Raw genomic sequence first — 26,452 nt, forward strand, 5'->3', positions numbered from 1 at the left:
AAGGTGAGTGACTTGGACGGTCTGCCACTCTTCCCCGCCGGGATCTCGCACAGGCCGACGACGTTGCGGCGCACCTTGTCTCGGGCCATCGCGTACGTCACCGCACGGTTGAGGATCGAGTGCATGAGGCGCAACGGTGCGCGGGCCTTGCGCGCCATCTCGACCTCCATGTCGATGCCCCGCCCTGCCAATGACGCAGTGTTGCGGGCGATCAGATCAGTGGGCCGCACCCACTCGATACCGCGCGCCCGGTGTTCCTCGAGCTTCTGCTCGACCTCTGCCGCTCAGCCGCATTGGCGATCTCTAGTAGTACTTTGTTAGGTCGAGTCGAGCGGGGTGTCGCGTCGGACGGAAGAGTTGTCGGCAGGTGTGGCAGGCGCCGGTCCAGATGCCGAGGAGGGTCTGGAGCTCGCGGAGGACGGCGTAGAGGGTCAGGCCGGCGCAGGGGCTTGTGGGTCGTAGCGCAGGCTGGTGCAGAAGGCCTGGGCCAGTGCGGTGAGGGTGAGGTGGCGGTGCCATCCCAGGTAGGAGCGGCCTTCGAAGTGGTCCAGGCCGAGGCCGTGTTTGAGCTCGCGGTAGTCGTGCTCGATGCGCCAGCGGATCTTCGCCAGCCCGACCAGCTCTCGCAGGGGTGTGTCGGCGGGCAGGTTGGACAGCCAGTAGTCGGTGGGCTCGGGCTCACCGGGCGGCCATTCGGCGATCAGCCAGCACTCGGGCAGCGTGCCGTCGACGGCGCGGGGGATGTTGCGGTTGGCCGGGCGGACCCGCAGGGCCAGGAACCGGCCGCTCATCGCCGCGGTCGGGTTCTTCGTGGTCCTGCGGCTGCCGTGGCGCCAGGTGACCCGCCGCAACTCTCGTCGTCCTGCCCGTAGGGCGAGCGCGACCAGGGTGGACGGGGCGTCGGGGTAGGCGGGAACGGGTGGGCGGCCGCGGCCGCCGTAGGGTGGGGTCACCGGCTCGGCGTCGACGGGGTGGGCGCTGGTGGTGGCCGTGACCGCCAGTACGTAGGAGAAGCCGCGCTCGTCGAGGCCGAGTCGGAACGCGGTGGCATCGCCGTAGCCGGCGTCGGCGACCACCGGCAACCGGTTCAGCCCCCACCCGCCGGCGGGCTCGCCGTCGATCTCCTGCGGCCCGGTGATCTCGTCGAGCATCTCCAGCACCTGGCGCCACTTCTCGGCATGCCGCACGTCATCGGGGATCCTGGCCCGTGCTCGCCGGGCCCGGATCGCCGCGCGAACCTGCGGGTCGGCGGCGTGGTCGGTGACGGTGTCGTCCCAGCTCTTCGGCAGGAACAGCCGCCAGTCGATCGCCGCCGAGGCCCAGTCGGTGACCGCGTGCACGCTGACCCCGATCTGACAGTTCCCGACCTTGCCCAAGGTGCCGGAGTACATCCGCGCCACCCCGGGCGAGTCCACCCCGTCCTTCGGGAACCCGGAGTCGTCCACGACGAACGCCCGCGGCCGGATGAACCCCGCCGCCCAGCGCGCCAACCTGCCGCGGACCTGCGAATGGTCCCAGGTCGAGGACGTGACGAACTGCTGCAACCGCTGGTGATCCACCCCGAGGCGGGCCGCCATCGGCTGCATCGACTTGCGCTTGCCATCCAGCAACAGCCCACGCACATACAGCTCGCCCGTGGCCCGCTGATCCGACCGGGCCAGGCCGCCGAGCATCCCGGCCGCGAACGCCTGCAGCCGCGGCCGCACCTGCGCTATCTCCTCCGGGGTCACGACCCGAACGAGATCACGAACCGCACCGGATCAGCGGGAACGACACACCTAACAAAGTACTACTAGAGCAGATCGCCGTTGTCATCGACCAGATACGGACAGCCGGAGGAACCGCCGAACTCTCACGAACGATCGCCGACTGGGAAAGCAAGGTGACTAAGCAAGGGCTGGCGATGCTCAACGCATCAGGCGAACTCAGCGCGTACCTGACCGTGCGGACCAGTGCGACGTAGCGGTGGGAGGCGCGGCTCCCACCGCGCGGAGCCGCGCGAACGGCGTGGCTCAGGCCCTCAAGAGAGCGACCAGTGACCGACTTCCCCATACGCAGAGTCCATCACGGACTCAGTGTGTGCCTCGTCGAAGGAGTAGTGCTTGAGGTTGCCTGCCCAGTAACGCAGGATTCGCGCCAGTTCTTCCGAGGGCTGACCTTCAACCGCCTCAAGATTAACGACGAGCTGAAACTTCGTGATCTTCGACTTCTCATTAATCATCCCTCAAGTCTAACATTGTATTAGCGGTTGATACTTTTCTGTTGATCAAGCTGAGTAGTTCGGCAGTTGTGTCTCCTACACCTTCAACGACGAGTGGCTCCTCCTGCCGTGAAGCATGAGGCAGCATCGCTGCTTCACCATCGCAGTTCGGATGACACTCGCCCGCTCCACATGCTCGCTTGGTCCTTCAGCGTGCGTGTCGATTCCCCCACACGTCTGGCACTAAGAGTGCGGGCCGCGCGCTGCGCGCGCACCTGACCCCCGAGACCGCCCCTCCCGTGACGATCTCGGGGAGGGGCCGTCGTGGTGATGACGATCCGGGTCATGTCGTCCGGCAAAGGGTACGAGTATCTGCTGAAGTCAGTCGTCGTCGGTGACGGAGACCGGGAGATGAGCAGCCCGCTAACCCGGTACTACACCGAGACCGGGAACCCGCCCGGGACGTGGATCGGTGCCGGCCTGATGAGCCTCGACAACGGGCGCACGCCAGCGTTGGCCGAGGGCAACACGGTGACTGAGGAACACTTGGCCCGGCTGCTCGGTGACGGCATCCATCCGGTCACTGGCGAGAAGCTGGGCAAGAGGTTCCCCTCGCTGCAACCTCCACGCGAGCGGATTGCGGCCCGCATTGCACGACTCGACCCCGACTTGCGGGGCGCGGCACGGGCAGAGGCGGTGCGGCGCATCCGTGAGGAAGAGGTTGCGAAGAAATCGCGCACGGCTGTTGCAGGGTTCGACTTGACGTTCTCACCGCCGAAGTCGGTCAGTGCAATCTGGGGCGTGGCCGATGCGGGCACGCAGGCGCTGATTGCGCAGGCGCATCACGCCGCGATGCGCGACACGATCGCGTTGCCGGAGGATCGCGTCGCTGCAACCCGCGTCGGTGCTGGTGGCATCGCGCAGATGCCGATCGTGGGCGTGATCGCCACGGCGTTCGACCACTACGATTCCCGAGCCGCCGACCCGCAACTGCATACGCACGTTGTGGTGTCGAACAAGGTGCAGGGCGAGGACGGGCGCTGGCGCACGCTCGACTCGCGCCGACTGCACAAGGCGGCTGTCGCTCTCTCGGAGTCGTACAACGCCTTTGTCACCGACCACACCGCGCGGCTGCTCGGTGTGACGTGGGTGCCCATTGACCGGGGCAAAGACCGCAACACCGGGTGGGAGATCGAGGGCGTTCCGGCGGCCTTGATCGCGGAGTTCTCGCGCCGCACGACCGGAGGCAGCGACGGCGCGGAGGGCATCGAGCAGGTCAAGAACCGGCTGATCGAGCAGTACGTCGCCGATCACGGGCGGCAACCCTCGGCGGCGACGATTGCGAAGCTCCGCCAGCAGGCGACCTTGGAGACCAGGCCCGAGAAGGAACTGCACTCACTGGCCGACCTCACCGCCGCCTGGCGTGCGCGTGCCGAGGTTGTGCTCGGTGAGGACGCACCTACTTGGGCGCAACACCTGCTCGACCGGGCTGCGACCGAAGCCCGGCTACGTACAGACGATCTCGGGCTGGAGCAGGTCGAGGATCTCGCATCCGTGGTGCTGATGAGCGTGGCGAACCGGCGCGCAACCTGGGGGCGATGGAACCTGCACGCCGAGACGATGCGGCAGCTCATGGGGGTCCGGTTCGCAACCACCGATGACCGCATCCGGGTGCTCGATCAGGTCATCGCGCACGCCGAAGCCGAATCGCTCCGGCTCACCCCGGACTACGGCCGCGCCGTTCCCGCCCACTATGTCGATGGTGAGGGCAACAGGTTCCAGCCGGTCGATCAGATTGCCTACTCCAGCCAAGACATTCTCGACGCCGAGCAACGTCTCCTCGCGCTCAGTCAGCGCACCGGTGGGCCAGCACTGACGGCGCGGCTCGTTGCACGGCATACCTCACGGAAGATCAGGGGCGTCCGGCTCGACCCCGATCAGGCTGTCGCTATCACCCGCATTGCCCGTTCCGGTCTGACGCTCGATCTGCTGGTCGGCCCCGCTGGTTCCGGCAAGACCACCGCGCTGCGCGCCCTGCACCGGGCATGGACAGCCGCGCACGGACGCGACTCGGTGATCGGCCTCACACCGTCAGCGGCTGCCGCCGAAGTGCTCGGCGACTCGCTCGGCGTGCGAGCAGAGAACATCGCGAAGCTCCTCTACGAATATCACCACAGACGTTGGAACCTCGAAGCTGGACGGCTCGTGCTCGTGGACGAATCCTCCCTCGCCGGAACCCTCGCGCTCGATCGCATCACCAAGCATGCTGCCGAGGTCGGAGCCAGGTCGTGCTCATCGGCGATTGGGCGCAACTCTCGGCGGTCGAGACCGGCGGAGCGTTCGGGATGCTCGTCCGCCATCCCAGCCCACACGGCCCGGCCTCCTCATGGGCGCCGGGCCGTTTCTGTGCGGATAGCACTGAAAAGATCACGGCTGCCCGAATGCCGAGACGCAGTACCGGACCACGGTCTCCACCCGGTTGGTGGTCTTGACGCCGGCGGCGCGGGCGAGGACGACTCGGGTCGAGGGTATGGGGTCGGTGATCTCGCGACAGATCAGGGGCCTGCCTTCGAAGCTCTCCATCGCCGGCCACCGCTGCACGAGGATCGCAAATCCGAGTCCGCGACCCACGGCCGCCCTGACCACCTCCATGCTGTTGGATCTCAGCCCGACGCGTGGCTCTATCCCGGCGGAACGAAGGACGGCCTCGCTGTCGTAGACGCCCGGCGATGTTATCGGGGTGATGAGGGGCTCGGCGGAGAGATCTGCGAGCCAGATCGACTCCTGGTCGGCGAAACGATGGTTCGCCGACAGCAGGATGTAGGGCCGAAGAGTCGCGATGGTCTGGCAATGCAGCCCAGTCATGTCCTGCGAGGCATACATCAGGGCCACATCGCAGTCCCCGTTGAGTAACGCTTGCCGCAGCGTCTCTGCGGCTCCCTCGAGGATCGCAACGGTCAGCTTCGGGAACTGGCATCCGAGATCATCGAGCATTCGCGGGACGACGAACGGGGCCAGCGTCGAGGAACAGCCGAACGTGAGCCGGCCGTGGATCGCCACGCCTTCCGTTCGCGCCGTGAGTTGCAGCCCCTCGGCGGAGAGAAGCAGGGCGCGTGCCTCCGGAAGGACGCGCGTTCCCGCTTCCGTGAGGACCACCCCTTTCGCCTTCCGCCGGATGAACAGCTGCACACCCAGATGGCGCTCCAGTTCCGAGATCGCGAGCGCGACCGCGGTGTGCGAGGTGTTGCAGGTCTTCGCGGCCGCACTGATCGTTCCGAGTTTGGCCGTCTGCACGAAGTACTCGATCTGTCGCAGAGAGTAGTCAACCTGCATGCGCTGTCCTCTGGCGATCGCGTTGCCGCCGACCTCGAGGAGACGGTCGGGACCGGGAGGGTCGACGGGCGGTGTCTCCGGAGCATAATCCATGTAGAACCTACTTTCAATGCATATAAGACAATATTTACAAGCATTGGTGGGCTCCCTGAGACTCAACGGCAGCCAGCCCCCGGAGACGATGGCGGGTCAGGACCTCCATGACACTGGAGGCTCTGGACCGTGGGTTCACAAGGCCCCGACGGATCCTGCGGTCCACGCAGAGTCGCGATCCGCTGACCCCGGACCTGCATCGGCCGACGAGCGCATGTCGGCCCCCTCGCCGGGCCGGGCTCCCACCTGCGCTCGACCACCACGTATGGAGGCAGACCCGATGAAAAGACGCCTGCTCAGCCTGGCCATCGCAGCCAGCGTGCTCGTGCTGGCCGGATGCTCCGGTGGCGGGCCCGCCGCGAGCGACGGCGGGGGTGACACGATCACCCTCAAAGCCGCGTCGCCCGCCGCCGGCCCGGAGCACTTCAACAGCACGCCGTTGATCGCCTACCTCGACGCGGTCAAAAAGGCGAGCGGCGGGCGCATCGACTACGAGATCTACTACGGTGGCGCGCTGGTACCGGCCGCCGAGATCGGGAACGCGCTCGGCGACGGCACGGTCGATCTGGGCATGATTCTCGCCTCGTACAAGCCCGACGACTACCAGGTCAGCAACTGGCTGTCCCAGGCGGCGTTCGTCGGACACACCGAGGCTCCCGGGTCGGTGCTGGAGAAGTCGGCTGCCGACCTGGAGTGGTGGTGGACGAACGACGATGCCCGCAAGGCCGACTGGACGGACAACGGCATCGTCCCGATGCTCCCGGGGGTCACGCCGAGCGCCGCCTACCAGATGCTCTGCCGGGAACCGGTGACGAACCTCGCCGAGGCGCGGGGCCGGACCGTCAAGACCTCGGGAACGGCCGAGGTGGCGACCGCCAAGGCCATGGGGATGGCCAGCACGTCGATCCCTGCGGCCGAGACGTTCGAGGCGTTGCAGCGCGGCGTGGTGGACTGTGTCTTCAACAACCCCGGCGGGATGGCGCACAACGGTTTCTGGGACGCGGCCAAGCACTTCACGACGGTCAATCTGCCGCCGTTCATCACGTGGGGGTTGTTCTTCTCGGAGGCGACCTGGGACCGGCTCTCCCCCGAGGACCGGGCGATTCTCTGGGAGAACCTCCCGGCCTACCTCGAGAAGGAGATGGCCAATGCCATCGACATCGAGACCACGTTCTACCAGGGCGCACCCGCCAAGGGGGTGACCCTCCACGACGCCGATGAGGGCCTGCGCTCGGCGATCCGCGACCAGCAGCGGGGGGTGCTGCAGGACCTTCCGGCCCGGGCACCGAGCGTGCTCACGGATCCGTCCGCGGCGCTGCAGGACTACCTCGGCCTGCACGACAAGTGGAACGGGATGCTCAAGACCGACCTCGGCATCGCCTCGGACGATTCGTGGGCGCAGTGGGCCAGCCAGCAGAACGTCCCGGCGGTGCCGGTCGCGGAGTTCGCCCGCAAGCTCTACGACGAGGTGCTCGCATCCCGCATGCCGGAGCGGCCGTGAGCGGCCGGGAGCAGCACCGCGGCCTGCACGCGCTCTCGTCGGCGGGCGTCTATCTGGCGTCCGTGGCGCTTCTTTTGCTCATGGGCTATGTGGTGCTGAACGTGGTCCTCCGGTACCTGGGGCACCCACTACCGGGGGTGACGGAGATCAGCGGCCGATGGATGATGGTGCCGCTGGTGTTCGCCGGTATCGCCGTTGCGCAGTTCAAAGGTGAGCATCTGACGGTCAGCTCGCTCGTCGAGCTGTGCGACAAGCGGCTCCAGCGGGCCCTCGTTCACGTCGCGATCGCCCTCGATGTGATCTTCATGGCGATGGTCGGCTACTTCGGTTTCCGCGGTGCGGAGAAGTCACGTGGGGTCGGCGAGACCGGAATCGACTCGGGCGTGGCTCTCTGGCCCACCCGCTATCTCGTGCCGATCTGCACCGTCCTGATCGTGCTCGGCACCTACGTGCTGTGGCGGACCTCCCGGTCGGAGGCCACTGGCCAGGGGCTCGGCGGAATCGCGCCGAGCGAGACGCGGGGGTGACGATGGTGCGGCTACTGGAGAAGCTCCCCGCCGGCGTGGGGCCGACGTCGCCGACCTCGCGGACATCCAGGACCACATCCATCGCCACCATCGGCGTCGGAGTCCTCCTGGTCAGCGGAACCGCTGCGGCGGTCGCACTCGGGTTCCTGCATTGGGATCCGATCGTCTCCGGCTTCCTCACGATCGTGGCGCTGCTGTGCATGCTGTTGGTCCGCGTTCCGATCGGGGCGGCGATGGGGATTGCCGGTGTGCTCGGCGTCTACAGCGTCCAGGGCATGCGCGGCCTCGAGTCGATGCTCGAGTCGCTCCCGCACGACCAAGCGGCAAGTTGGTCGCTGAGCGTCATCCCGATGTTCGTACTCATGGGGATGCTGCTGTGGCGCTCCGGCGTGACCAGCCGGATGTACGAGACCGCCGGGCAGTGGCTCGGCTGGCTACCGGGTGGACTGGCGGTCACCACGAACGTGGCAGGCGCCGGCCTCAGCGCGGCCAGCGGCTCCACGATCGGCGTGACCTACGCACTCGGTCGGGTCGCGGTGCCCGCGATGATCGCGGCGAACTACCCGACGCGGCTCACCCTGGCATCGGTCATGATGGTCGGGAGCTCGGCTCAGCTGATCCCGCCGAGCCTGCTCCTCGTCGTCTACTCCGGCCTGGCGAACACGGTGGTGGGTGACCAGCTGGTCGCCGGCATCCTGCCCGGGGTGCTGATCGCGGTGGTCAACACCGTGGTGCTCGTCGTCTGGGCGGCCGCCGCACAGAAGCGCTCCGGAGTCAGCTTCGATCGGGTGCAGACGACCTGGCGGGGACGCTGGATGTCGCTGGGACAGGTGTGGCCGGTGGCTGTCCTCATCGCAGTCGTGGTCGGTGGTCTCTACCTGGGCTGGTTCACCGCGACCGAGGCCGGCGCCGTGGGCGCGTTCATGTCGCTGGTGTACCTGTTCGTCTACCAGCGTGGTGAGGCGCCACGGGCGCTCAAGCAGGCCTGCATCGACACCGTCTCGACCGTGGGTGCCATTTTCATCCTGGTCATCGGCGCCGCGGTCTTCTCGCGGGCGATGGCGCTCACCGGGGTCACCCGGGCCATCGCGGAATGGGTGGCGGATGCCGGTTTCGGCACGATGTCGTTCGCGTTCCTGCTGATCGTCGTCTTCATGGTTCTCGGGCTCTTCCTGGAGCCCATGTCCATGATGCTCCTCACGGTACCGGTGCTCCTGCCGGTCCTCGGGGCGCTCGATGTCGACCTGATCTGGTTCGGCGTGTTCATCGTGCTGATGGGGGAAATTGCGAACGTGACGCCGCCGGTGGGGATCCTGCTCTACGTGGTGCACCGGCTGACCCGGGACCGGGAGGTGAACCTGGGGCGCGAGATCACTCTGAAAGATGTCATCACGGGTGCGATGGCCTTTGTCTGGACCGGGATCACGCTCGCCGTTCTGCTCATTCTTTTTCCCGGGATTGTCGGGGTGAGCGGCTAGCTCCACGATGTTCGCTGGTCTCTCGCAGTACGACTGAAAAGGGAATGTGACCAAGTGGAAGATGTGACGGCTGTTGCGGTCCAGACGTCGACCGGGTTGGATGTCGGGAAGAACATCGAGACCACGCTGGCGCATCTCGACCGGCTGGCCGAGGGGCGAACGCGTCCGGACCTGGTGTGTCTGCCGGAGATGTTCACGTTTCGTGCGCTCGGAGCCCGGCCGACACATGAGGTCGCCGTTCGCCGGGAAAGCGGCCTCCTGGACGAGTTGTCGGCGCGGGCCCGCACACTGGGCAGCTACCTCGTCGCCGGCTATTTGGTGACGGACGAGAACGGCCGGGTGCATAACGAGACCCAGGTGCTCAACCGGGATGGGAAGCTCGTTGGCCTGCACCGGAAGTCACATCTGTTCGACGCGCCGGGGCACGACGAGTCGGCCCATGTCCGACCGGGGGACAGCCTCACGGTCGTCCGGACGGACTTCGGGACCTTCGGGATCGTGGTCTGCTACGAGCTGCGGTTCCCAGAGATCTCGCGAACGCTCGCCCTGGCGGGAGCCGAGATCCTGGTCGTGCCGAACTCATGGCCCGGGGACGGAACATTCTGCGGCGAGCACGACCTGTCGATCCTGCTGGCCGCGGCCGCGGTGCAGAACCAGGCGTTCGTCGTGCACGCCAACCAGGTCGGAACGGTGGGCGACCTGGATCTGGCCGGGGGTAGCTGCGTGCTCGATCCACGGGGCCGGGTGGTGAAGCGGGCCGGATGCGGTCCCGAGATCGTCACCGCGTGGCTCGACTCCGGTCTGCTGGCGGAGACTCGGTCCAGGCGCCTCGTCTTCAACCATCGGCGGCCGAGCCTCTACGACGTCGCGGCGGTGCAGTCCGTGTCCGGCTGACAGGGCGACCGGCCGACCACGACCGGGAGGCCTGTCACGCCACGTTTCGACCAGATGAATCAACACTGAATGCTTCCGCTGCGGATCTACGGCATCGCCGGCGTGATCCGGGGTGGCGATGAAGCGCGACCTGAAAGACGGAATTTTTTGCAGAAAACAACTGGGCATGATCCACGGGAGTTGGCGCGACGGTCAATTCAGCGGTACATGGAGTTGTGTGACGTCCCGGCGGTGAGATTTGACCGCCGAGAGCTCGCCTCGCTTTTTGCGGACCATGCCGTATGGCAGGGAGTGGGCGACGACAACGCCGCGAAGTTCGGTCGGGTAGTCGGGCCGCGGGCCATCGTGGAGATGCTTGAGAGGTATTTGCCACCGCACGATCACTTTCGGCTCAACATGCATCTTCTGGACCGAGGCACGATGGTGATATCCGATGGAAAAATCGAGGGCGACTGGACGATGATGCGCCTCTCTACCTATGGTGGCGGGCGAAGCGATCTGACGGCATCTCGCCTGAGAGTTGAATTCGAGCTGCATGAGGGACGTGCGCTGATATCGCTGTATCAGCCGCTGCGTATTTGGCAACAGGAAATCGGCGACGAGGTGGTCGACCAGATGTTCGGCGCGTTTTCCGGGAGTACGCAGACGAGCGGGGATCGACACGGAATGGGGATTCCATGAGCATGAGACAGCTAGCGAGGACCGCTGGAGACATCGCGGCGATGGTGGGGGCCGACCGCGTCGAGGCCCAGGTCTACCTCGATCCGGACATCTTCGAACTCGAACTCGAACGAATCTTCTACAAGACCTGGAACTGCGTTGGTCACGAGAGCGAGGTGGCCGAACCGGGGTCGTTCAAGACGCTGGAGATCGGGCGGCGGCCGGTGATCGTGAGCCGGGACCGCGCTGGTCTCCTCAACGTCATGCTGAACCGGTGCCGGCATCGTGGAGCAACGCTCTGTGAACAACCACGTGGCACCATGGCGAGTGGGTTCACCTGCCCGTACCACAGTTGGTCCTACGCCCTGGACGGACGACTGCGAGGTATCCCGTACCCGGACGGATACCCGGCGAGCATGGACAAGTCCGCGCTCAGCCTGACGCGACTTCGCGTGGCGACATACCAGGGCCTCATCTTCGCGAACTTCGATGAGGATGCCGAACCGCTCGAGGACTTCCTGGGGGATGCCCGGAAGTGGATCGACCTCTTCATGCGCCAGGGCGCGGGGTACCCGGTCAAGGTCCAGGGTGCACATCGCTTCCGGTACAGGGCCAACTGGAAGGTCCAGCTGGAGAACGTCACCGACGGTTACCACTTCCCGCTGGTGCACCGTTCCTGGATGGCGAATGTCGACGCCGAAACCGCCGACATGCTGGCCTTCATGAAGGATCCGGAGGCCGTCACCTACGCGCTGGGGAACGGTCACTCGGTGGGAATCATGGTCCCCGAGCACGTCGACCTGGACGAGGATGACGGTACCGAGGTTCTCCAGGATCGCTTCGCCGGTTTGATCGCCGAGTTGGAGGGGAAGCTACCGGCCGACGAGATCCGGCGCGTTGTCCGCTCCCTCCACGGGGCCGGTTTCAACCTGACGGTCTTCCCGAACCTTGCCCTGTCGATGGGCTTCATCAGGATCCTGAACCCGGTGTCGGTCGATACGACCGACAACGCGCACATGGCGCTCGGGTACGGGGACGGCCCGGCCGGAGCAGACCGGGAACGCCTGCGCATTCACGAGCATTTTCAGGGGCCTTTCGGGTTCGGCACCCCGGACGATGCCGAGGTCTGGGCCCGCGTGCAACGCGGTGCAGCTGCCGATCCGGCGATGCCGATCATGCTGAACCGGGGCCTGAACCGTGAGGTGACGTCGCAGGAGGGACATCAACGGTCCCATATCACGGACGAGACGGGGATGCGTGAGGCGTACGCCATGTGGAAGAGGCTGATGACCGATGCTGAATGAGACGCTCGACTCGACGACGGTGCGGCTGCTGGATCCGAAGGCGGCCCTGGCACTCGAACTGATCTACCACGAGGCCCGGCTGCTGGACGAGAAGAGATACGAGGAATGGGACAAGCTCTGGGCCGACGGAGACACCCGCTATGTCATCCCATTGGACCGCGACGTCGTCGACTTCGACTCGGTACTGAACCTCGTCAACGACAACGCGGTCATGCGGCGGCGCCGAATCGCCCGCATGACCAGCGGATACGCCGGTGCGGTGAATGCGGTCGAACGGACCGTTCGCGTCGTTTCGCGTTATGAGTTCCAGGCTCGGGACGAGGACGAGCTCGAGGTGAGATCCGCCGAGATCGTTGTCGCCTACGTGCATGGCGAACACCAGGTATGGGCGGCCGACCTGGTGCACCACATCGACCTGGCCGGGGCGGAACCTCGGATCCGGCACAAGGTCGTCCACCTGATCGATGCCGAGCACACCGTTCGGACCTGCGGGTTTCTCCTCTAGTCGGAACGAGGCGGACGGGGGAAGAGCATGCCCAAGATTTTCTTCAACATCGCGATGTCCGAGGTGCGCTCGGTCGATGCGGCGGAAGGAATCTCGTTGATGGAGGCCGCGATCCGGAGCCACATTCCGGGGATCATCGCGGAATGTGGTGGAGCGTGTAGCTGCGCTACCTGCCACGTGTACATCGGGGAGTCGTTCCGCGCCGTGGTCGGCGAGCCCGACGACTTCGAAGCGGAGATGCTGGAGGAGGTCTTCGCCGAGCGACGCCCGTCGAGCCGGCTGGCCTGCCAGATCCGGCTGACCACGGCGATGGATGGGCTGGAGGTCACGGTCCCGGTGGCGGACCGATGACCGGCGGCACGCTCATCGTCGGGGCGGGCACCGCGGGATTCCAGCTCGCGGCGGGCCTGCGGGAACGAGGGCACCGGCGGCCCATCATGCTGGTCGGGGAGGAGGAACACCTTCCCTACCACCGGCCGCCGTTGTCGAAGTCCTTCTTCACCGACGAGCAGCCGTGCCCGAGCTCGCTGTTGATTCGACCGGCGGACTTCTACCCGGCGCACGACATCGAGGTGCGGCTCGGCGATCCGGTGCGGCATATCGAGATACCGGACGGGGACGAGGCGCCCGGCACCGCCGTCACCAGGGACGGGGCCGTGCTCCGGTTCCACGACGTCGCATTGGTGACCGGTGCGGAGCCACGCCGGATCGGCATCCCGGGGGAGGAGCTCGGAAACGTCGTCCACCTTCGGCGTGTCGACGACGCGCTCCGGATGGCCGCGGCGTTGCCCCGGTGCCGGAGCATCTGCATCATCGGCGCCGGCTTCATCGGACTGGAGACCGCGATCGCCGCGCGCCGCACAGGCCTTGAGGTCTGCGTGGTGGAGCGATCGGACCGTGCGCTCGGCCGTGTCTGCGCGTCTCCCGTCGCCGACCACCTCGTTGCCCGTCACCGGGCCGAGGGGGTGTGCTTCCGGTTCGGGGTGGCTCCGGTCCGGTTCGTCGGTGCCTCCCAGGTCTCGGGGGTCGAGCTGGACACCGGGGAGGTGATCGACTGCGACCTGGTCGTGATCGGGGTCGGCGTCGAGCCTCGGATCGAGCTCGCCCGGGCGATGGCGCTCGACTGCGGATCGGGTGTCGTGGTGGATGCGTATGGGCGGACCGGTCATCGGCGAGTGGTGGCCGCCGGGGACTGCACGGTACGACCCGCACCGGATACCGGTGAGCTGATCCGCGTCGAGTCGATCCCCCATGCGAACGCACAGGCGGACGCGGCGGCCGCGAGCCTGACCGGCGCTGCCGCCGCCGTGGACTCCGCTGCCCTGTGGTTCTGGAGCGACCAGGGGGATATCAAGCTCCAGATCGCCGGGTTGTCAGCCGGATACGACGATTTCGTCATCCGTGGAGATATGGATGGCGGCTCGTTCTCGGTGCTCTACTACCGGGCGGGAAAACTGATCGCATGCGACTCGGTCAATGCGCCGGGAGACTTTGTGGCCGCCCGTAGGGCGGTGTCGCTCGGTCTCAACGTGGTCCCTGCCGAGGCTCGGAACTCGTCCCGGAGATTACGTGATCTGTTGAGTGCGTGAGTCATGGGACGGATCGGTTGAATCGGTACCGAGAGGTGAGCTTGATGATGGGATATCGTCTTGTGCTGACCTGCTACGAGGAGGCCTTCGAATACAACTGGCCACATGTGGATCTTTTTGTCCAGGACGCGCACGGAAACGAGATCAACTGGGTCCACTGGCCCGCCGCTGGTGGCGGCCCGGAAGCTGCGGATGCGGCGACCTCGCAGCATGAGCCGATGATTCGACGCGTGACGGAGTGGAGACGAGTCGAGGGGGTCGGTGATCGGATCTATTGGGTGGCCGACGCCGAGTGGGAGGACGCGCCGGAAGCGTAGTGAGGCTGTCAGCACTGCGAGATATGAGTAGATGAGTCCGGATCAGGGTAGTAGAAAGAAGCGAACGATGTCTGCGTCAGCGAGCAGTTTCAGCCCCACCGTCGAGCATGTCGTCACCGATGGTGAGGCTTACGTGCGTGAGCTCACGGCCGAGTTGGCCAAGGCCAATAGGGGGCCGGACGGCCTCTCCTCCCGGGAACAGTTCGACCGCCGTCCGCTGAACCTCGGTCTGTTCCTGCCATCGATGAACGGTGGCGGAGCAGGGAACTATCCGACTCGGCTGATGACCGGTAAACATGCGACGTTCGAGTACAACGTCGAGGTCGCGAAAGCCGCGGAGGCGGCCGGACTGGACTTCGTCTTCCCGGCCGCTCGCTGGGCCGGTGACGGAGGGACGACGAGGTTCAACGACTACAGCCTGGAGGCCATTACGCTGACCGCGGGACTTGCCGCGCTGACGGAGCGGATCATGGTGCTCACCACCTGGCACATCCTGTACGGATTCCACCCGGTACATGTCGCCAAGATGGGCGCGACACTGGATCATATGAGTGGTGGCCGCTGGGGGATGAACCTGGTGGCCGGTCGGAAACAGAAGGAGATCCAGCAGTTCGGCCGGGCTCTCGATTCGTCCCAGGACCGGTATGGAATGATGCGCGAGTTCATCACCATGGTGCAGGACTTGTGGGCTTCGGATGAGCCGATCGACCTCGAGGGAGAGTATTTCACCGGCCGGCAGTGCCTCACCCTGCCCAAGCCCGTGCAGCGGCCCAACCCGCTCCTGGTCAACGCCGGGCAGTCCGCTGCGGGTGTCGAGTTCACCACCAAGTTCTGCGATGCGGCGTTCATCCACGGAGGGCGGGACAACGACCTCGACGAACTGGCCGACGTGATCCAGACCTTCCGGACGAAGGCGAAGGAGAACGGGCGGGAGATCAAGCTCGTCCTGCCCGTCGCCTTCCTCTGCCGGTCGACGGAGGCTGAGTCGAACGATCTTCGCCGGCGCATTCTCGATGCCGTCGACACCGAGGCGGCGACCAATATCCTGCAAGGGTACCAGGGGAGTAGGTCCGATACCGTGCCGACGCGTGGTCAGTTGGAGACCATCGTCCTCGGCATCGGCGGGTACAAACTCTACGGATCTCATGACCAGGCGCTCGAGGAGCTGGTGAAACTGCATCGGTTGGGAATCGATGCCTTCCATTTCGTGTGCTGGAACCCACTGAACGACATCGATGTGATCGGTGAGCACTTCATGCCCGAGTTCGAACGGCTTGGATTGCGAACCGTCCGATGAGACGGGCCGCAGACGTTATTTCGAGAACGCTACAGTCGTAGCGAGACCGGGAGGGTGATCGACCGAAGGAGCCGATGGCTTATCAAGCTCAAATATGCGGGATTATGAGAAGGGGTAGGTGCTATGAGGGCATTGTGTGCGGAGGCGGTTGATCCGCTCACCATCCGCCGCGCCTACAGTTGCTTTCCGTCCGGAGTGACCGCCGTATGTGGGCTGCTGGACACGAGACCGATAGGTCTGGCGGCGAGTTCGTTCACCGGCGTGTCACTCGACCCTCCGTTGGCCTCCGTCTGTGTGCAAAACACCTCGTCGACATGGCCGATGTTGCGTGAGCTACCCCGTCTCGGGGTGAGTGTACTGGGGCAGGATCAGGAAAAGGTGTGTCGGGCGCTGGCCGCTGAGCCCGAAGACCGGTTCACCGACACGCCGTGGGAGGCCGGATCCACGGGAGCGGTGTTCATCCGCGACGCGACAGCCTGGCTCGACTGCTCGATTCACGACGAGGTTCCCGCGGGAGATCACGGCATCGTGCTGCTGCGGATCCATGCTGTGATAGCGGAACCCGAGGCAGCACCACTGATTTTTCACGGCAGCCGCTTCCGGAAACTCCTTTTCGCCGGGTGATTCAACGGAGAGATGTATGGCGATCGGGCCCGGCGCGTTCGAGGAGTGGTCTGGGCGGTCGGAATGCCGTAGCCCGACGAGCTGCGGGACGCGCGACCCGACCCGGGTTGGCCGTGAAGGGCGACGGTCACAGGAGGTCCGCTGGACGGAGATCGCCGAGCGGGCGCCCATGCTGGCCGCAACCATGCGCCGTTACCTCGACCAGCGTGGGCGGAGTCTGCGTCCCTCCTCGATGGCGATTGTGGACACCGCCCTGCGCCAGCTCGCCGGCATACTCGTCACCCACCATCGCCAGTCAGCTGCGTCGCGCAGATCGACCGTGGCCATCGCGAGGCGTTCAAGACCTGGCTGACTGCCCGGCCTGGTTACCGTCGTCAGTAGACGCCATCCAAGAGCTGATCTTGGTCTGAGGGGATCGGGAATACAGGCCGGGCTGGTGGTGGACGTCGATCGGGTGACCCAGCCGGTTAGCTGACTCGCCCTGGGTCTGTTAGAGGCTTGGCTCATGGGATTTCGGCCGTCTCACAGGAATCCGGTTGGGCACCCGACGCGGCGAGCTCGGTCCCAGGGAGATCGCCAGGTTCTTCCTCGACACCGCGGAACCAATCCGCCTGTGCGTCGTGGATCTCCTTACCGTTGATCGGTACCCGCAGACCCGTCAGGAGGACGACATGCCGTTGGTCGAGGTGACCCTCGTCGAGGGGCGCACACCGGAGCAGATCCGGGCGTTGATCAGTGAGCTGACTGCGGCGGTCGAACGCGCCGTGTCCGCCCCGCCGTCGAGCATCCGGGTCATCGTCCGCGAGGTTCCCACCACCCACTTCGCCGCCGGTGATGTGACGATCGCCGAACGCCGGGCCGGCCGCGACGGAGAAGCGCGCGCGTGATGACGTTCTTCGGCCGGTCGGCGACTCCGGCATCGGCCTCCCGCGAGTTCTGCGCCGAACCGAAGGCCCCGGGCATGACGATCTCCTAGCCGCGCCGAGCGCTGCCGGGACACGGATTCGCGGTCGCCTCCACTCATCGGAAACGATGGGTGGATGATCACGAGGCCATCGGTCCGGTTCGTCCCGGACCAGCGAGCGGTTCGTGCGGCGGAGGACGGCGAGGGTGATCGATTGAGCGGTGTCCTCGATGCCCTCGACCGCCGGATCGTCGGCGCGCTGCAGATCGACGGGCGCGCCTCGTGGGCCCGGATCGCGCAGGTCCTCGGCGAGCCCGAGGGCGTGATCGACCGCCGGGGGCGGGCTCTGCTTGCAGCCGGGACCGTCCGGGTCACCGGGGTGCCCGCGCCCACCGCGGGCACGATCGTCGCGCTGCGCTGCGCCCCCGGTCAGGAGCGGCTCGCCGCGCTGGCGCTGGCCAACCGGAGCGACACGCGCTACGCCCACGTGCTCGCCGGACCGCTCGGCTGCCTCGCCGAGATCGACTGCGCGCCGTCCCGGCTGTCCGGCCTGCTCGCTGGTGAGCTGGCGCAGCTGCCCGGGCTGGTCGAGGTGAACGCCTGGACGGTGCTGCGCTACGTCCGGACCTCGGTGCAGTGGCAGCCGGGACTGCTCAGCGCCGAGGAGCGCGAGGCGCTCACCGAGTTCGACCCGCCGCCGCCGTATGCGCCGTTCGGTGAGCTCAAGAGAGCCAACCGCCTCGACCGGATGCTGCTCGTGTCGCTGGCCCGCGACGCCCGACGCACGGTCACGGAGCTGGCCGCGGCCACCGGCCTGTCGACCACCGCCGTGCACCGACGGGTGGAGCGACTCCGCCGGGAGGGCAGGCTGCTGGTCCGCACGATCATCGACCCGGCGCGCCTCGGCTTCGTCGTTCGGGCGATGGTGTCGGTGCGCTGCGCCCCGCGCGACGTCGACGCCGTGGCCGCCGGGCTGCGCCGGGAACCCTGGGTGCGCTACGCGAGCTGCATCTCCGGCGACCGCCAGTTCGTCGCCGAGGTCGCGGTACCCGGCGTCGACGCCCTGCACGACTTCCTCACCGCCGCCCCGTGGCTGGCCAGGGTCGCGGCGGTGGAGTCGGCACTGATCGTCGGGACCGTCAAACGGGGCGGGCTGTTCACCCTCCCCGAGGAACACTGATCATCGCCAGGACGGCAGCCAGAGCTGGGTCTGCCACTCGTCCTGGGTGATCGGCAGACCGTCCAGGATCGGCCACAGCCAGGCGAAGTTGGCCACCACCAGCCCCACCCACAGCGCCACCACGAACAGCCCGGTCTGCCTGCGCTCGCGCGACATGCCGGTCCGGCCGAGGACCTCGCCCATCGCCAGCACCGTCGCCATCACCAGGAACGGCGCCACCGGCGTCATGTAGAACAAGTACATCTGCCGGTTGAGGTTGACGAACCACGGCAGCACCCCGGCGCCGTAGCCGACCAGGACCGCGGCGTAACGCCAGTCGAACCGGGTGACGGTCCGCCACAGCCCCCAGGCCAGCACCGCGAGCGCGGGCCACCACAGCGCCGGGGTGCCGATGAGCATCACCGCGCTCACGCAGTCGGTCGTACCGCACCCGGTGATGCCGTCGCCCGAGCTGTAGTAGTAGAGCATCGGGCGCAGACCCATCGGCCAGGTCCACGGTTTGGACTCCCACGGGTGCGGGTTGCCGGGCGGCGTGTCGAGGCTCTCGTGGAAGGCCAGCACCTGGCTGCTGTAGTGCCAGAGCGAACGCAGCGCGTCCGGGAGGAACGACCAGGGCCCGCCGGTGCCGACCGCGCTGCCGACGGCGTGCCGGTCGATCGCGGTCTCGCTGCCGAACCAGGCCCACCAGGCGGCGAGATAGGCCAGCACCGGCACCACCGCGAGCGCCCACAGCGCCGGGCCGACGTCGCGACGCAGCGTCGAGAGCCACGGCCGTTCGACCCCGGCCGCGCGCCGGGCCGTGCCGTCCCAGACGACCGTGATCAGGGCGAAGGCCACCAGCCAGTACACGCCCGACCACTTCACCGCGCAGCCGAGGCCCAGGATCACCCCGGTCGCGAGCCGCCACCATCGCACCCCCAGCCGAGGGCCGTAGCGGGTCCGGCCGATCCGGCCCTCGGTGACGACGAGGGCCATCCGCTCCCGCACGTCGTCGCGGTCGCGGACCAGCGTGGCGAACGCGGCCAGCACGAACAGGGCCGAGAAGATGTCCAGCATGCCCATCCGCGACTGCACGTGGCTGAGCCCGTCGCAGATCAGCAGCACCCCGGCGATGCCGCCCAGCAGCGTCGAGCGGGTCAGCCTTCGGGTGACGCGGACGATCAGCAGGATGCACAGCGTCCCGGCCAGCGCCGCCGCGGCGCGCCAGCCGACCCCGTCATAGCCGAAGGCGAGCTCGCCGAGCGCGATCAGCTGCTTGCCCAGTGGCGGGTGGACGACCAGCTCGTAGCCGGGGTTGTCCTCGACCCCGCCGTTGCGCAGCATCTGCCACGCCTGCGGCACATAGTGCTTCTCGTCGAAGACCGGGGTGCCGCCATCCGTCGGGTAGCCCAGCCCGGTGAAGCGCAACACCCCGCCGAGCAGGGTCAGCCCGATGGCGACGATCCAGCCGCGCAGCCGGTCGGTCGGCGCGGGCGGCCCGGTCACGGTGTCGGCCGTGACCGGCGGGGACGGGGTCGGCGGAGGGCGGGTGCCGAGTGGTTCGGCGCCGATCACCGCAGCATCGTCGATGTCCACCGGCCTGCTGACCGTGCCCACGACCGTGCGTTCCCCCACGACGACCGATCGTAGGCTTCCGGTATGACGGGCGAACCTGCCATCGGTCGGCTGGTCCTCGCGGCGACGCCGCTGGGCGACGCCCGCGACGCCTCGATGCGGCTGCGCGCGGCGCTCGCCGAGGCCGACGTGATCGCGGCCGAGGACACCCGGCGGCTGCGGGCGCTCGCCGCGGCGCTCGACGTCACCGTCACCGGCCGGGTGGTCAGCCACTACGACGCCGTCGAACAAACCCGGCTGCCCGGCCTGCTCGACGACGTCCGGGCCGGGCGTCAGGTGCTGGTCGTGACCGACGCCGGGATGCCCGCGGTGTCCGACCCCGGGTATCGGATCGTCGCGGCCGCGGCCGCCGCCGAACTGCCGGTGACCTGCCTGCCGGGGCCGTCCGCGGTGACGACGGCGCTGGTGCTGTCCGGGCTGCCGGTCGACCGGTTCTGCTTCGAGGGTTTCGCGCCCCGCCGGGCCGGGGAGCGACGCCGCTGGCTTTCCACGCTGGCGACCGAACCGCGCGCGGTGGTGTTCTTCGAGTCCCCGCACCGGCTCGGCGAGACGCTGGCGGAGGCGGCCGAGGTCCTGGGCGGCGCGCGGGCGGCGGCGGTGTGTCGCGAACTGACCAAACGCCATGAGGAGGTGCGGCGCGGCTCGCTGGCCTCGCTTGCCGGGTGGGCGGCCGAGGGGCCGGTCCGCGGCGAGATCACGGTGGTGCTGGCGGGGGCCGCCCCGCTCGCCGCCCCGCCCGTCGAGGCGCTGGTGGATGCGGTGGCCGAGCGGGTGGCCGACGGGGAGCGGCTCAAGGACGCCGTGACCGTCGTGGCGGAGGCTGCGGGTGTGCGCAAACGCGAGCTCTACGCGGCCGTCGTCGCGAGCCGTCCCTGACACCGGCGAGTTCGACCTCAGGGCTTGATGATCATGAATTTCGAGCCCTGCTGTCGAACTCGGCGGCCAGCCGTTGGGCGCGGACCTGCGCCACGACCCGGACCGTGCGCTGCGGCGCGGCGAGGACGTCGCGCTTGCCGAACCGCAGCGTGTGCCAGCCGCGGAGCGCGGTGTCCACGTCCCGCTCCCGGTCGCGCACCCGACCGTTCGGCGACAGGTGCAGCTCGCCGTCGTACTCGATGGCCAGCATCGCCTCCGGGTAGGCGAGGTCGAACCGGGCGAGGACGACGCCCGCGGCGTTTCGGACGGGGAACTGCACCTCCGGGACCGGCAGCCCGGCGAGTACCAGGAGCAGCCGCAGCCGGGTCTCCATCGGCGATTCGGATCTCGGGTCGGCCAGCTCGACGACCTTGTCGAGGCAGCGGCAGCCGCGCGCCCCGGGCGTCCGGGCCCGGCGCGCCAGCAGATCCCGTGGAGCGAATCGGCCGGCGAGCGCGTCGACGGCCACGACCGCCTCGACGAGATCCAGCCTGCGGGCCAGGTCCCAGGCGGTGCGTTCCGGCGAGGTGACGCGGCAACCGCCGGCACCGCAGACGTCGCCCGGCCCCGGCGAGCCGCGGTGCACCAGCAGACCGGGGTGGGCCCGGACGTCGTAGCCGACCAGCACCTCGGCCGGGGCGTTCGCCGGGGCGCAGTGTGCCCCGAGCAGCTCGGCCGCGGAGTAGCCGGCCAGCACCCCGCCCCGCCGCGCGACCATCAGGAAGGCGGCCCGGGAGCGCAGCCGCAGGTCGATCCGGTCGTCGGCGTGGACGTAGATGTCCGGCAGGATCCGGCGGTAGCGGGCACTGCGCAGCTGCCCGCGGGTCAGCACGCCCCGGGCAATCGCCTCCGACCCTCGGAACGGGCCGCTGATCATGAGCAGATCGTGCCGAACTGATCGGCGTCGTGACGGCTGAACGGCACAACTCGTCGAGTTCGACGTCAGGGTTCGAAACCCATGATCATCCAACCCTCATGTCGAACTCGGCGCCTCCGCCGCGACGGACTTCGGCTTGCGCTGGATGAGCCGCGCGAGTGGTTCGACGAAGCGCGCGGCGATCGGCCCGAGCACCGCCATGATCAATACATAGGCGGTGGCGAGCGCGGCGAGCTGCTCGGGCACGGCGGCGTAGCCCACCGCGAGCCCGGCGATCACGATCGAGAACTCCCCGCGGGCGACCAGCGCCGCACCGGCCGGGCCCGCCCGAGCTTGCCGATGCCCTGTCTGCGGGCGGCCCACCAGCCAGTGGCGATCTTGGTGAGGGTGGTGACGACGGCGAGCAGCACGGCGTACAGCAGCACCGGAGGAATCGTGCGCGGATCGGTGTTGAGCCCGAACACCACGAAGAACACCGCTGCGAACAGGTCCCGCAGCGGCTCGAGCACCTTGGTGGCGTTCTCCGCGGTCGAGCCCGAGATCGCGATGCCGAGCAAGAACGCGCCCACCGCGGCCGAGACCTGCATCGCCGAGGCGAACCCGGCCACCAGCAGGGCGGCGCCGAACACCTTGAGCAGGAACACCTCGCGGTCCGGGCTGTCCACGATCGCGGAGACGATCCGTCCGTAGCGCAGCGCGATGACCAGGACCAGGGTGAGCACCGTGACCGAGATGCCGACCGCGGCGAGCCCGCCGACAAAGCTCACGCCCATCAGCACCGTGACGAGGATCGGCAGGTAGAGCGCCATCACGAGGTCCTCGAACACGAGGATCGAGAGCACCACCGGGGTCTCCCGGTTACCCAGCCTGCCGAGCTCGCCGAGCACCTTGGCCACGATCCCCGACGAGCTGATGTAGGTGACCCCGGCCATCACCAGCGCGCCGACCGGTCCCCAGCCCAGGAGCAGCGCGACCGCGGCGCCGGGCGCGGCGTTGAGCACGACGTCGAGCAGCCCGGCGAGCCAGGACCGGCGCAGCCCGGTGAGCAGTTCGGCGGCGGTGTACTCCAAGCCGAGCAGCAGGAGCAGCAGCACGACGCCGACCTCGCCGGCCAGCGAGGTGAACTGGTCGATGTCGCCGAGCGAGATGAACCCGCCGTTGCCGAAGGCGAGCCCGCCGAGCAGATACAGCGGAATCGGCGACATACCGATCTTCCCCGCGAGCCGGCCGAGGAGGCCGAGACCGAAGAAGACGGCACCGAGCTCCAGCAGTTCGAGTGCAGGATGGCCCATCAGCCGTGCAGCAGGATCTTCTTGGCGTTCTCCAGGCCCTCGGCGGTCCCGACGGCGACGAGCAGGTCGCCCGCGGCGAGGGTGAAGTCCGGGGAGGGCGAGGGGTTCACCTGACCGGCCCGCATCACGGCCACGACCGAGACGCCGGTGCGGGTCCGTAGGCCGGTGTCGCCGAGGGGTCGCCCGTCGAAGACCGAGTCGTCGCGGATCGGCAGCTGCCGGGTGTGGATGCCCGGCAGGTCGCGGTGCTCCTCGGTGAGCTGCGCGACGAGCTGCGGCGCGCCGAGCAGGTTCGCCAGCGCGCTCGCCTCGTCGGCGGTCAGATACAGCTCGGCCACGCAGGCGTCCGGGTCGTCCGGCTTGGAGACGATCAGTCGGATCTTGCCGTCGCGCTGGTTGACGACGCCGACTCGACGTCCATTGCGAAGCGCGAAGTCCTTGCGCACACCGATCCCGGGTAGGGGCGTAACCTCGACGTTCACTCCGGTAACGGTAGTCGCGCGGTTCTCGCTCACGCATCGTCCCTCGGTGGACGCGGCGGAATTGGATTTCGCCGGGGGCTTAGGCTTGAGGGCCATGAGCTCCCGCGTGCTGACCGCCGTGGCCTGGCCCTACGCCAACGGCCCTCGGCATATCGGCCACGTCTCCGGTTTCGGCGTGCCCTCCGACGTCTTCTCGCGCTATCGCCGGATGACCGGCGACCGGGTGCTCATGGTCTCCGGCACCGACGAGCACGGCACCCCGATCCAGGTGCAGGCCGACGCCGAGGGGCTGACGCCGCGCGAGCTCGCGGACAAGTACAACAAGGTCATCACCGCCGACCTGCAGGGCCTCGGGCTGTCCTACGACCTGTTCACGCGCACGACCACCTCGGTCCACTACGAGGTGGTGCAGGAGCTGTTCCTGGCCCTGTACAAGAACGGCTATGTGGTGCCGCGCACCGCGATGGGCGCGATCAGCCCGTCGACCGGACGGACGCTGCCCGACCGCTACGTGGAGGGGACCTGCCCCATCTGCGGCTACGAGGGCGCGCGGGGCGACCAGTGCGACAACTGCGGCAACCAGCTCGACCCGGCCGATCTGATCAACCCGCGGTCGAAGATCAACGGTGAGACGCCGCGGTTCGTCGAGACCGAGCATTTCTTCCTCGACCTGCCTGCGTTCGCGGACTCGCTCGGGACGTGGCTGTCCACCCGCACGGACTGGCGGCCGAACGTCCTGAAGTTCTCCACCAACCTGGTGAACGACCTCAAGCCGCGGGCGATCACCCGGGACCTCGACTGGGGGGTTCCGGTGCCGCTGGACGGCTGGCGCGACCAGCCGATGAAGCGGCTCTACGTCTGGTTCGACGCGGTGATCGGGTACCTGTCCGCATCGGTGGAGTGGGCGCGGCGCGGCCCGGACCCGGACGCCTGGAAGCAGTGGTGGACCGACCCGGCGGCCGAGGGCTACTACTTCATGGGCAAGGACAACATCGTCTTCCACTCGGTGATCTGGCCCGCCCTGTTGCTCGGCCAGAACGGCGCCGGCGACCGGGGCGGCGAGCCCGGCGCGTTCGGCGCCCTGAACCTGCCGAGCGAGGTCGTCTCCTCCGAGTACCTGACGATGAGCGGGTCGAAGTTCTCGACCTCCCGCGGCACGGTGATCTACGTCGGCGACTTCCTGCGTGAGTTCGGCCCGGACTCGCTGCGCTACTTCATCTCCGTCGCCGGGCCGGAGAACCAGGACACGGACTTCACCTGGGACGAGTTCGTTCGGCGGATCAACTTCGAGCTGGCCAACGAGTGGGGCAACCTGGTCAACCGCTCGATCTCGATGGCGCACAAGAACGTCGGGGCGATCCCGCGGCCGACCGCGCCCGCCGAGGCGGACCACCGGCTGCTGGCGGTGTCGCGGGCGGCCTTCGACACGGTGGGCGAAGCGCTCGGGCGTAGCCGGTTCAAGCAGGCCGTCACCGAGGCGATGCGCGTGGTGTCGGCGGCCAACCGGTACCTGTCGGATCAGGAGCCGTGGAAGCGCAAGGACGACCCGGAGCGCCGCGACACGATCCTGCACACCGCGCTGCAGGTCGTGCAGGACGCGAACACGCTGCTCACCCCGTTCCTGCCGCATGCGGCGCAGCAGGTGCACGAGGCGATGGGCGGATCGGGTGTGTGGGCGGCGCAGCCCGAGATCCGGGAGGTCGCCGACCTCGCTCAGGGCCCGGCGTATCCGGTGCTGATGGGTGACTACGACGCCGAGCAGGCGCGCTGGGAGTCGATGCCGATCGAGGTGGGACGCCCGTTGGCCAAGCCGACCCCGATCTTCGGCAAGCTCGATCCCGGCCTCGGCGAGACGGGCCCCGACTGGGCCCCCATCCAACTGTGAGTGCGTAACAGTGTTCTAACACTGTTACGCACTCACAGGTAGCATCTACCTGCGGTTTTGTTGTGGTCGGGAGGGGTGGCATGAGCGAGGCACGCGGGCGGCGGGAGCGACCCGAGCCCCCGGAGCCGCTCCCTGCCCCGACCGTCGACGCCCACACCCACCTCGACGCCTGTGGCTGTGAAACCGCCGCCGACGTCGTCGAGGTGATGGACCGCGCCGAGGCCGTCGGGATCGCCCGGGTCGTCACCATCGCCGACGATCTCGCTGCCGCCCGCTGGGTGGTGCGGGCCGCGCAGTGGGACGAGCGGGTCACCGCCGCGGTCGCACTGCACCCGACGCGCACCGCGACCGTCACCGAGGATGAGTTCGCCGAGATCGAGCGGCTCGCCGCCGCCCCCAGGGTCGTCGCCGTGGGGGAGACCGGCCTGGACTACTACTGGGACCATTCGCCGCCGCAGGCCCAGCAGAAGTGGTTTCGCAGACATATCGACCTGGCCAAGAGGCTCGGCAAACCACTGATGATCCACGACCGGGACGCCCACGACGACGTGCTGCGCATCCTGCGTGAGGAAGGCGCCCCGGAGACGGTCGTGTTCCACTGCTTCTCCGGCGACGCGGCGATGGCCCGGGAATGTGTCGACGCGGGTTACCTGCTCTCGTTCGCCGGTCCGGTGACGTTCCGCAACGCCAAGCCGCTGCAGGAGGCGGCGGCGATCGTGCCGGACGACCATCTGCTCGTCGAGACCGACGCACCGTTCCTCACGCCGCATCCGCATCGTGGCCGGGCCAACGAGCCCTACTGTCTGCCGTGGACGGTGCGGGCGTTGGCGGCGTTGCGCGGAGTGTCCGACGGGGAAATGGCCGAGATCACCCGGTTGAACGCCGAGCGGGTATTCGGGCTCGACGAACTGCCGCTCGCCGCGGTTGCTGAGACGGCGACCGCGGCTGATGCTCGCTCATCGTAGCGAGATAGCCACTCGG

Annotated in this window: 23 protein-coding genes and 3 pseudogenes; 18 read left to right on the plus strand and 8 right to left on the minus strand. The window is 67.9% G+C overall.

From position 1 onward, the window contains the following. From ACFQE5_RS01955 to ACFQE5_RS01965, 3 genes and pseudogenes are all read right to left on the minus strand, one after another. Positions 1–191, minus strand: a pseudogene (locus tag ACFQE5_RS01955) (site-specific integrase); the annotation flags it as partial. Positions 192–431: 240 nt separating this feature from the next. Continuing rightward, a complete protein-coding gene (locus ACFQE5_RS01960; RefSeq protein ID WP_379582073.1) occupies positions 432–1,730 on the minus strand; it encodes an IS701 family transposase in 1,299 nt (432 codons plus the stop codon). Positions 1,731–2,020: 290 nt separating this feature from the next. Then, positions 2,021–2,221 carry a hypothetical protein gene (locus tag ACFQE5_RS01965; RefSeq protein ID WP_379582075.1) on the minus strand — a complete coding sequence of 67 codons (201 nt, stop codon included), beginning with the start codon at positions 2,219–2,221 and terminating at the stop codon, positions 2,021–2,023. A 309-nt stretch (positions 2,222–2,530) separates the two neighbouring features. On the opposite strand from ACFQE5_RS01965, the pseudogene mobF reads away from it, so the two are divergent. Continuing rightward, positions 2,531–4,474, plus strand: a pseudogene (gene mobF / locus ACFQE5_RS01970) (MobF family relaxase); the annotation flags it as partial. Positions 4,475–4,627: 153 nt separating this feature from the next. Here mobF and ACFQE5_RS01975 read toward each other — a convergent pair. After that, positions 4,628–5,626: a LysR family transcriptional regulator gene (locus ACFQE5_RS01975; RefSeq protein WP_379582137.1), complete on the minus strand. Its 999-nt coding sequence runs from the start codon at positions 5,624–5,626 to the stop codon at positions 4,628–4,630. A 280-nt stretch (positions 5,627–5,906) separates the two neighbouring features. On the opposite strand from ACFQE5_RS01975, the gene dctP reads away from it, so the two are divergent. The 14 genes from dctP to ACFQE5_RS02045 all read left to right on the plus strand — a co-directional run bounded on the left by dctP (position 5,907) and on the right by ACFQE5_RS02045 (position 18,406). Further along, complete coding sequence (gene dctP / locus ACFQE5_RS01980) at positions 5,907–7,127, plus strand: TRAP transporter substrate-binding protein DctP (protein WP_379582077.1); 1,221 nt, start codon at positions 5,907–5,909, stop codon at positions 7,125–7,127. Further along, on the plus strand, positions 7,124–7,654 hold the full coding sequence (locus tag ACFQE5_RS01985) for a TRAP transporter small permease (protein ID WP_379582079.1): 531 nt from the start codon (positions 7,124–7,126) through the stop codon (positions 7,652–7,654). Before dctP ends, ACFQE5_RS01985 begins: the two co-directional genes overlap by 4 nt. A gap of 2 nt (positions 7,655–7,656) precedes the next feature. Continuing rightward, positions 7,657–9,132: a TRAP transporter large permease gene (locus tag ACFQE5_RS01990; RefSeq protein WP_379582139.1), complete on the plus strand. Its 1,476-nt coding sequence runs from the start codon at positions 7,657–7,659 to the stop codon at positions 9,130–9,132. 54 nt (positions 9,133–9,186) lie between these two features. Beyond that, complete coding sequence (locus tag ACFQE5_RS01995; RefSeq protein WP_379582081.1) at positions 9,187–10,026, plus strand: carbon-nitrogen hydrolase family protein; 840 nt, start codon at positions 9,187–9,189, stop codon at positions 10,024–10,026. 69 nt (positions 10,027–10,095) lie between these two features. Continuing rightward, a complete protein-coding gene (locus ACFQE5_RS02000; RefSeq protein WP_379582083.1) occupies positions 10,096–10,707 on the plus strand; it encodes a nuclear transport factor 2 family protein in 612 nt (203 codons plus the stop codon). A gap of 41 nt (positions 10,708–10,748) precedes the next feature. Next, positions 10,749–11,990, plus strand: coding sequence for an aromatic ring-hydroxylating oxygenase subunit alpha (locus tag ACFQE5_RS02005; RefSeq protein WP_379582085.1), 1,242 nt, complete (start codon positions 10,749–10,751; stop codon positions 11,988–11,990). Beyond that, on the plus strand, positions 11,980–12,495 hold the full coding sequence (locus tag ACFQE5_RS02010) for an aromatic-ring-hydroxylating dioxygenase subunit beta (RefSeq protein ID WP_379582087.1): 516 nt from the start codon (positions 11,980–11,982) through the stop codon (positions 12,493–12,495). The genes ACFQE5_RS02005 and ACFQE5_RS02010 overlap by 11 nt, the downstream gene beginning before the upstream one ends. Before the next feature lie 27 nt (positions 12,496–12,522). Beyond that, positions 12,523–12,846, plus strand: coding sequence for a 2Fe-2S iron-sulfur cluster-binding protein (locus ACFQE5_RS02015; protein ID WP_379582089.1), 324 nt, complete (start codon positions 12,523–12,525; stop codon positions 12,844–12,846). Next, positions 12,843–14,084: an NAD(P)/FAD-dependent oxidoreductase gene (locus ACFQE5_RS02020; protein ID WP_379582091.1), complete on the plus strand. Its 1,242-nt coding sequence runs from the start codon at positions 12,843–12,845 to the stop codon at positions 14,082–14,084. Before ACFQE5_RS02015 ends, ACFQE5_RS02020 begins: the two co-directional genes overlap by 4 nt. 44 nt (positions 14,085–14,128) lie before the next feature. Next, entirely contained in the window at positions 14,129–14,401 is a 273-nt protein-coding gene (locus ACFQE5_RS02025) for a hypothetical protein (protein WP_379582141.1), read from the plus strand. A gap of 67 nt (positions 14,402–14,468) precedes the next feature. Continuing rightward, the gene (locus tag ACFQE5_RS02030; RefSeq protein WP_379582093.1) at positions 14,469–15,698 is read left to right on the plus strand and encodes an LLM class flavin-dependent oxidoreductase; all 1,230 of its coding nucleotides are present in this window, start codon (positions 14,469–14,471) and stop codon (positions 15,696–15,698) included. 123 nt (positions 15,699–15,821) lie between these two features. Beyond that, positions 15,822–16,322: a flavin reductase family protein gene (locus ACFQE5_RS02035; RefSeq protein ID WP_379582095.1), complete on the plus strand. Its 501-nt coding sequence runs from the start codon at positions 15,822–15,824 to the stop codon at positions 16,320–16,322. Positions 16,323–16,942: 620 nt separating this feature from the next. Next, the gene (locus ACFQE5_RS02040; protein WP_379582143.1) at positions 16,943–17,209 is read left to right on the plus strand and encodes a 2-hydroxymuconate tautomerase; all 267 of its coding nucleotides are present in this window, start codon (positions 16,943–16,945) and stop codon (positions 17,207–17,209) included. Between the two features lie 231 nt (positions 17,210–17,440). Further along, the gene (locus tag ACFQE5_RS02045) at positions 17,441–18,406 is read left to right on the plus strand and encodes an Lrp/AsnC family transcriptional regulator (protein WP_379582097.1); all 966 of its coding nucleotides are present in this window, start codon (positions 17,441–17,443) and stop codon (positions 18,404–18,406) included. Here ACFQE5_RS02045 and ACFQE5_RS02050 read toward each other — a convergent pair whose 3' ends face one another. Beyond that, positions 18,407–19,981 carry a dolichyl-phosphate-mannose--protein mannosyltransferase gene (locus ACFQE5_RS02050; RefSeq protein WP_379582145.1) on the minus strand — a complete coding sequence of 525 codons (1,575 nt, stop codon included), beginning with the start codon at positions 19,979–19,981 and terminating at the stop codon, positions 18,407–18,409. 63 nt (positions 19,982–20,044) lie between these two features. Here ACFQE5_RS02050 and rsmI point away from each other — a divergent pair, with 63 nt between their 5' ends. Continuing rightward, positions 20,045–20,896 (plus strand): 16S rRNA (cytidine(1402)-2'-O)-methyltransferase, encoded by an 852-nt coding sequence (gene rsmI, locus ACFQE5_RS02055; protein WP_379582099.1) that lies wholly within the window; start codon positions 20,045–20,047, stop codon positions 20,894–20,896. A 31-nt stretch (positions 20,897–20,927) separates the two neighbouring features. On the opposite strand, the gene ACFQE5_RS02060 is transcribed toward rsmI, so the two are convergent. From ACFQE5_RS02060 to ACFQE5_RS02070, 3 genes and pseudogenes are all read right to left on the minus strand, one after another. Then, positions 20,928–21,812: an endonuclease domain-containing protein gene (locus ACFQE5_RS02060; protein WP_379582101.1), complete on the minus strand. Its 885-nt coding sequence runs from the start codon at positions 21,810–21,812 to the stop codon at positions 20,928–20,930. Positions 21,813–21,908: 96 nt separating this feature from the next. Next, a pseudogene (locus ACFQE5_RS02065) lies at positions 21,909–23,104 on the minus strand (cation:proton antiporter). Further along, positions 23,104–23,586: a cation:proton antiporter regulatory subunit gene (locus tag ACFQE5_RS02070; RefSeq protein WP_379582103.1), complete on the minus strand. Its 483-nt coding sequence runs from the start codon at positions 23,584–23,586 to the stop codon at positions 23,104–23,106. The pseudogene ACFQE5_RS02065 and the gene ACFQE5_RS02070 overlap by 1 nt, the downstream one beginning before the upstream one ends. A 94-nt stretch (positions 23,587–23,680) precedes the next feature. On the opposite strand from ACFQE5_RS02070, the gene metG reads away from it, so the two are divergent. Then, positions 23,681–25,471 carry a methionine--tRNA ligase gene (metG, locus tag ACFQE5_RS02075; RefSeq protein ID WP_379582105.1) on the plus strand — a complete coding sequence of 597 codons (1,791 nt, stop codon included), beginning with the start codon at positions 23,681–23,683 and terminating at the stop codon, positions 25,469–25,471. An 80-nt stretch (positions 25,472–25,551) separates the two neighbouring features. Further along, a complete protein-coding gene (locus tag ACFQE5_RS02080) occupies positions 25,552–26,436 on the plus strand; it encodes a TatD family hydrolase (protein ID WP_379582107.1) in 885 nt (294 codons plus the stop codon). Positions 26,437–26,452: the final 16 nt, after the last annotated feature.

The sequence above is a fragment of the Pseudonocardia hispaniensis genome, from assembly GCF_042658695.1.
In the GTDB taxonomy this organism is placed as follows: domain Bacteria; phylum Actinomycetota; class Actinomycetes; order Mycobacteriales; family Pseudonocardiaceae; genus Pseudonocardia; species Pseudonocardia hispaniensis.

Bases quoted from the DNA above. Each gene is read 5' to 3' on its own strand.
- ACFQE5_RS01975 (WP_379582137.1), bottom strand. From the start codon at position 5,626: ATGGATTATGCTCCGGAGACACCGCCCGTCGACCCTCCCGGTCCCGAC.
- ACFQE5_RS02015 (WP_379582089.1), top strand. From the start codon at position 12,523: ATGCCCAAGATTTTCTTCAACATCGCGATGTCCGAGGTGCGCTCGGTC.
- ACFQE5_RS02000 (WP_379582083.1), top strand. From the start codon at position 10,096: ATGCTTCCGCTGCGGATCTACGGCATCGCCGGCGTGATCCGGGGTGGC.
- ACFQE5_RS02035 (WP_379582095.1), top strand. From the start codon at position 15,822: ATGAGGGCATTGTGTGCGGAGGCGGTTGATCCGCTCACCATCCGCCGC.
- ACFQE5_RS02030 (WP_379582093.1), top strand. From the start codon at position 14,469: ATGTCTGCGTCAGCGAGCAGTTTCAGCCCCACCGTCGAGCATGTCGTC.
- dctP (WP_379582077.1), top strand. From the start codon at position 5,907: ATGAAAAGACGCCTGCTCAGCCTGGCCATCGCAGCCAGCGTGCTCGTG.
- ACFQE5_RS02025 (WP_379582141.1), top strand. From the start codon at position 14,129: ATGATGGGATATCGTCTTGTGCTGACCTGCTACGAGGAGGCCTTCGAA.
- rsmI (WP_379582099.1), top strand. From the start codon at position 20,045: ATGACGGGCGAACCTGCCATCGGTCGGCTGGTCCTCGCGGCGACGCCG.
- ACFQE5_RS01965 (WP_379582075.1), bottom strand. From the start codon at position 2,221: ATGATTAATGAGAAGTCGAAGATCACGAAGTTTCAGCTCGTCGTTAAT.
- metG (WP_379582105.1), top strand. From the start codon at position 23,681: ATGAGCTCCCGCGTGCTGACCGCCGTGGCCTGGCCCTACGCCAACGGC.
- ACFQE5_RS01990 (WP_379582139.1), top strand. From the start codon at position 7,657: ATGGTGCGGCTACTGGAGAAGCTCCCCGCCGGCGTGGGGCCGACGTCG.
- ACFQE5_RS02060 (WP_379582101.1), bottom strand. From the start codon at position 21,812: ATGATCAGCGGCCCGTTCCGAGGGTCGGAGGCGATTGCCCGGGGCGTG.
- ACFQE5_RS02080 (WP_379582107.1), top strand. From the start codon at position 25,552: ATGAGCGAGGCACGCGGGCGGCGGGAGCGACCCGAGCCCCCGGAGCCG.
- ACFQE5_RS02010 (WP_379582087.1), top strand. From the start codon at position 11,980: ATGCTGAATGAGACGCTCGACTCGACGACGGTGCGGCTGCTGGATCCG.
- ACFQE5_RS02020 (WP_379582091.1), top strand. From the start codon at position 12,843: ATGACCGGCGGCACGCTCATCGTCGGGGCGGGCACCGCGGGATTCCAG.
- ACFQE5_RS02005 (WP_379582085.1), top strand. From the start codon at position 10,749: ATGGTGGGGGCCGACCGCGTCGAGGCCCAGGTCTACCTCGATCCGGAC.